The organism is Kitasatospora sp. NPDC001309 (assembly GCF_042896295.1).
GTDB lineage: Bacteria > Actinomycetota > Actinomycetes > Streptomycetales > Streptomycetaceae > Kitasatospora.
The window spans coordinates 1-4,664 of record NZ_JBIAXC010000101.1 but is presented as its reverse complement, the minus strand read 5'-3'; the positions used below and the strand labels follow the sequence as shown (position 1 = coordinate 4,664).

The 4,664-nt window shown below is 72.7% G+C and carries 5 protein-coding genes and 1 pseudogene; 4 read left to right on the top strand and 2 right to left on the bottom strand.

Features of this window, described 5'->3' with window-relative positions; translation table 11 throughout:
- Positions 1–155: pseudogene (locus ACFY2K_RS43380) on the bottom strand (ATP-binding protein); the annotation flags it as partial.
- Positions 156–216: 61 nt separating this feature from the next.
- Between ACFY2K_RS43380 and ACFY2K_RS43375 the strand changes: the two are divergent.
- The 3 genes from ACFY2K_RS43375 to ACFY2K_RS43365 all read left to right on the top strand — a co-directional run bounded on the left by ACFY2K_RS43375 (position 217) and on the right by ACFY2K_RS43365 (position 2,845).
- A complete protein-coding gene (locus ACFY2K_RS43375) occupies positions 217–750 on the top strand; it encodes a TetR/AcrR family transcriptional regulator C-terminal domain-containing protein (protein WP_387718644.1) in 534 nt (177 codons plus the stop codon).
- A gap of 49 nt (positions 751–799) precedes the next feature.
- Positions 800–1,126 (top strand): hypothetical protein, encoded by a 327-nt coding sequence (locus ACFY2K_RS43370; RefSeq protein ID WP_380595120.1) that lies wholly within the window; start codon positions 800–802, stop codon positions 1,124–1,126.
- 225 nt (positions 1,127–1,351) lie between these two features.
- A complete protein-coding gene (locus tag ACFY2K_RS43365; protein ID WP_387718640.1) occupies positions 1,352–2,845 on the top strand; it encodes an FAD-binding protein in 1,494 nt (497 codons plus the stop codon).
- 47 nt (positions 2,846–2,892) lie between these two features.
- On the opposite strand, the gene ACFY2K_RS43360 is transcribed toward ACFY2K_RS43365, so the two are convergent.
- A complete protein-coding gene (locus ACFY2K_RS43360) occupies positions 2,893–3,687 on the bottom strand; it encodes an alpha/beta fold hydrolase (protein ID WP_387718637.1) in 795 nt (264 codons plus the stop codon).
- A gap of 169 nt (positions 3,688–3,856) precedes the next feature.
- Here ACFY2K_RS43360 and ACFY2K_RS43355 point away from each other — a divergent pair, with 169 nt between their 5' ends.
- Entirely contained in the window at positions 3,857–4,489 is a 633-nt protein-coding gene (locus ACFY2K_RS43355) for a TetR/AcrR family transcriptional regulator C-terminal domain-containing protein (protein WP_387718634.1), read from the top strand.
- Positions 4,490–4,664: the final 175 nt, after the last annotated feature.

Genomic DNA, 4,664 nt, shown 5'->3' with positions numbered 1-4,664 from the left:
GCGGTCTCGACGAGCTGGCCGGTGGGCAGGACGCCGAGTTCGGCGAGCAGGGCGCCGTAGAGGCGGGCGACGGTGGTCTTGCCGGTGCCGGGCGGCCCGGCGAAGACCAGATGGTGGCTGATCCTGGCGGCGGGCAGGCCGGCCGAACGCAGCCGCGCCGAGATCACCGCGGCCGCGGTGGAACTGGCCGACCGTGAGGGCCTGGAGGCGGTCTCCATGCGCCGCGTCGCATCCGCCCTGGGCACCGGCGCCGCCTCGCTCTACCGCTACGTGGCCACCCGCGACGACCTGCTCGACCTGATGACCGACAGCACCGCGAGCGACTACGACCTGCCCGCCCCCACCGGCGACTGGCAGGCCGACCTGCTCGCCGTCGCCCGTCAGGCCCGGCAGATCATGCGCCGTCACCCCTGGCTGCCCGCCATGGTCATGAGCCGCCCCACCCTCGGCCCCCACGGGATCGACCTCCTGGAGCACGTGCTCGACGTGCTCGCCGACCACCCGGCCGCCCACGCCCGCAAACTCGAGGCCTTCGCCCTCCTCAGCGGCCTGACCGCGCTGTTCGTCCAGAACGAAACGGCTGCCGCGGACACCGGCGCCACGCGCCGCACCGCCGCCTACCTCCACCACGTCGCCGCTGCGGGAAGCCACCCCCGCATCACCGCCCTGCTCGCCGCCTCCCCGCCCGACGATCCTCGCGACCGGTTCGACGCCGTACTCCTCCACGCCCTGACCGGCGTCCTGGGCTGACTCCCCCGCAGCTGAACACACAGCTGATCACTCCGGCTACCCTCACCCCATGGAACCGGAGCATCCCCTCCTTCGCGATGTCTTCCCCGGCCTCGTCGACGAGCTGAGTGCCCTCCTGGAGAGTGAGGGAGAAGATGGCCTGGCCGTCAGCGTCAGGGATGTTCGGCTGGTCGGCGAGTGTGGCTGTGGTGACGACTTCTGCCAGAGCATCCGCACGGCGGAGCATCCGCGGGGGCAGCCGTACGGTCCCGGCCATCGGTGTGTGCCGCTCCTGCCTTCGAAAGGCATGCTGGTCCTGGACGTCGTGGACGACCGGATCATGTCCATCGAGGTGCTCGATCGCCCGCCCATGCGCCGCCTGAACGTGGAGCGGTGACGTTCCGGTGGGGTGCCTGGCGCGGTGCCCAGCCCACCAGGTGACAGGGTCCGGGTGACAAGATCCGGGTGACAAGATCCGGGTGACGGGCGCGCCACCGGCGTCCCCGTCCGCGTGACAGGGTTCGGACGACGAGGCAGCACGGTCCGCACGAGCCGGGTAGGTGGTCGCGGGATGGTTGCGGTACAACAATCCCTATTTGACGACTGATCGGAGAACCCTGAGATGAGCAGGTCAGGCCTGTCCCGCCGCGCCCTGATCGCCGGTGCCGGCGCCGCCGTCGTCGGGTGGAGCACCACTGCCCATGCCTGGGCCACCACTCCCGGCGCGGACGTCGCCGAACTGCCCGCCCTGGACGGGGCGGTGACGCTGCAGCAGGGCGAGGGCCTGGAGCGGTTCTCCACCGACTTCGGGCACCTGGTCACCCGCGCGCCCCGCGCGGTGCTGCGCCCCGGCTCGGTGCGCGACGTGCAGAAGGTGGTCGCCTTCGCCCGGCGCCATCGTGTCCCGGTGGCCGTCAACGGGCAGAGCGGGGACGCGGCCGCGCAGGGAACGGCCTCCCTGGAGTCGCACTCCAACTACGGCCAGGCCAACCCGCTCGGCGGCATCGCGATCGACGCCCGCGGCCTGAACCGGGTCATCTCGATACGGCCCGGTGAGGCCGTCGTGGAGACCGGCGCCACCTGGGCACAACTGGTCGATGCGGGCCTGGCCAAGGGCTGGGTGCCGCCCGTGCTGACGGACTACCTCCACCTGTCGGTGGGCGGGACGCTCAGCGTGGGCGGCATCGGCGGGGCGGTGCAGCACCACGGCCTGCAGACCGACACGGTGCGCGAACTCCAGGTGGTCACCGGCACCGGTGAGCTGGTGACCGCCTCGCGCGGGCGCAACCGGGAGTTGTTCGAGGCGGTGCTGGCCGGCGGCGGGCAGGCGGGGATCATCGTCCGGGCGACGCTGGCGCTGGTACCCGCCCCGGCGCGGTCCACCGTCTTCACCCTGGCCTACGACGACCTGGACGCCTACCTGGCCGACCAGCAGAAAGTGCTCGCCGACGGGCGTTTCGACCTCCAGGTCGGCAACGTCGTGCGCAGCGCGGACGGACAGCGCTGGCGCTTCACCGCCGAGTTGGTGGCGTACGGGCCGGCGGACCGGCCGGCGGACCGCCAGGCGCTGCTGACCGGCCTGAACCCGGTGCCGGGCGAGACGACCGTGGTGGAGCAGGGCTGGCGCGAGTACGCGTTCCGGGTCGACGCCTTCGCGGGGTACCTGCGCTCGGCCGGTTTCTGGGGGCTGCCGAAGCCGTGGCTGAGCCTGTTCCTGCCCGCCGCCACGGCAGGGGTGTTCATGCGGGAGGCCGCCGAGCAGTTGACGGCCGCCGACCTGGGGGCGGGGCTGCTGCTGTTCTACCCGTACACGCGGGCGAAGGTGGCGACGCCGCTGGCCGTCCTGCCCGATGCCCCCGTCGGCTGGCACTTCGACCTGCTCGCCTTCCCCGCGCCGGGCGCCGACACCGCCGCCATGCTGGAGCGCAACCGGCGCCTGTACGAGCGGGCCGTGCAGCTCGGCGGGAAGCGCTACCTCATCGGCGCGGTACCCGGCATGAGCGGCGCCGACTGGCAGGCACACTACGGAGGGCTGTGGGAGCGGGTGACGCGGGCCAAGCGGCGCTTCGACCCGGCGGGGATCCTGACCCCGGGCCAGGGCATCCACACCACCTGACCCCGCGCACCCCGGGCCCGCATCACCGGGCGCGGGCCCCGGGGCGGTCAGGCGTGGTCGCGGGCCGCCTGGGCGAGGGCGCCGAGCGCGAACTGCCTGGCGGGCGGGCCGGGTTGGGTGAGGAAGTCGAGCAGGAGGCGGTTGACGAGGTCGGGCTTCTCCAGCGGGGCGGTGTGGGAAGTGCCGGGCAGGACGGCGAGTTGGCCGTGGGGGGCGGTTCCGGCCAGGGCGGCGCTGTGGCAGATGCGCACGCCGTCGTCGTCGCCCTGCATCACCAGCAGGGGCATGGGCAGGTCGGCCAGGGCGGCGAAGCCGATGTCGGGTTCCTCCCGCCACATGGCCAGCCACTTGGCGAAGACCACGGGGAAGTGGGCCGGGCCGTCCGGGGACAGCGGCTCGTACTGGGGGCGGAGCATGGCCTCCAGAGGCGCGGTGTCGTCGAGGATCGCGGCGTCGGCGTCGGTGGAACCCGCACGGCTGACACCTCCGCTGATGAGGACCAGGGAACGGACCAGATCGGCACGGCGCAGCGCCGTCCGCAGGGCGACGGTCGCGCCCGCACTCCAGCCGACCAGGTGGACGGGGCCGGTGCCGAGGGTCTCCAGGAGGGCGATGAGGTCACCGGCCATCAGGTCGCTGGTGACGGGGCCCTCGACGTCGGGGGTGCGGCCGTGGCCGCGGCGTTCGGGGGCGTGGACGCGGAAGTGCGCGGCAAGGGCCGGGATCTGGCCCCACCAGCTGTCGGCGGTCACCCCTCCCCCGTGCAGCAGGACGACGGGGTCACCCTCGCCCTGGATCTCGCACCAGGTGCGATGTCCGCCGACGTTCACGTACTCACCCATGCCACGCCTCCATGTCTGCTCGCCCGAAACCCGAAAGCCCGAAGCCCGAGAGCCCGGAAGGCCCGAAGCCACTTGAGCATCGCTCAGGTCGATCATAGGCAGATGACCTGAGCTAAGCTCAAGTCCCCCTGCCCCCAAGCTTTCCCGCCGGAAGGAGCCCGCCGACACCATGGCGCTGCACCGCAATGACGTCATCGCCGCCGCACTGGACCTGCTCGACGAGGTCGGGCTCGAGCGACTGACCACCCGGGCGCTGACCGAACGCCTGGGCGTGGCCCCCGGGGCGCTGTACTGGCACGTCCGCAGCAAGCAGGAGCTCCTGACGGCCATGGCGGACACCGTCGTGGCCCCGGCCTTCTCCGCACCCGTGACGGGCAAAGGCGAGGGTGCGGAGGCGGAGGCAGAGACGAAGCCGGGCAGTTGGGCGGAGCACACCGAGGCGTTCGCGCACCGGCTGCGCCGGGCACTGCTGGGACGCCGCGACGGCGCGCGGCTGGTGTCGGGACACCTCGTCCCCGGAACGGCGACGCTCAGGTCCCTGGAGGACGGCCTGGCCCTGATGAGCACACAGGGACTCACACCGACCCAAGCAGCAGTGCTGGGGCACGCGGTGACCAGCTACGTCATCGGATTCGTCCTCCAGGAGCAACAGGAGCCCGCCCCCACCGGCGAAGCCGCCGGCCCGGACCCGGCGCACTTCCCGCTCCTCGTGCAGTGGCAGACCGAACACCCCGGCCCCGACGCCACGTTCGCCGCGGGCCTCACGCTGCTGACCACGGGCCTGGCCTCCCAACTCGCCTGAGGAACACCGAGGACACCACCCGTTCGGGCGGTCGGCGCGCGGTTCGTGTTGCAGAGGTGTTGCAGCGGGCGTGGCGGGACCCCGTCCCGTAGTAGCGTCTGCCATGAAGTCGCGCACCGTGCGCGGCGGTTGACGGGGGTTCGACTCGGAACGGGGGCCAGGCGTGGGAAGGGGT

Excerpts from the sequence above, each read along its gene's own strand:
- ACFY2K_RS43375 (WP_387718644.1), top strand. The coding sequence starts at position 217 with ATGCGCCGCGTCGCATCCGCCCTGGGCACCGGCGCCGCCTCGCTCTAC.
- ACFY2K_RS43370 (WP_380595120.1), top strand. The coding sequence starts at position 800 with ATGGAACCGGAGCATCCCCTCCTTCGCGATGTCTTCCCCGGCCTCGTC.
- ACFY2K_RS43365 (WP_387718640.1), top strand. The coding sequence starts at position 1,352 with ATGAGCAGGTCAGGCCTGTCCCGCCGCGCCCTGATCGCCGGTGCCGGC.
- ACFY2K_RS43360 (WP_387718637.1), bottom strand. The coding sequence starts at position 3,687 with ATGGGTGAGTACGTGAACGTCGGCGGACATCGCACCTGGTGCGAGATC.
- ACFY2K_RS43355 (WP_387718634.1), top strand. The coding sequence starts at position 3,857 with ATGGCGCTGCACCGCAATGACGTCATCGCCGCCGCACTGGACCTGCTC.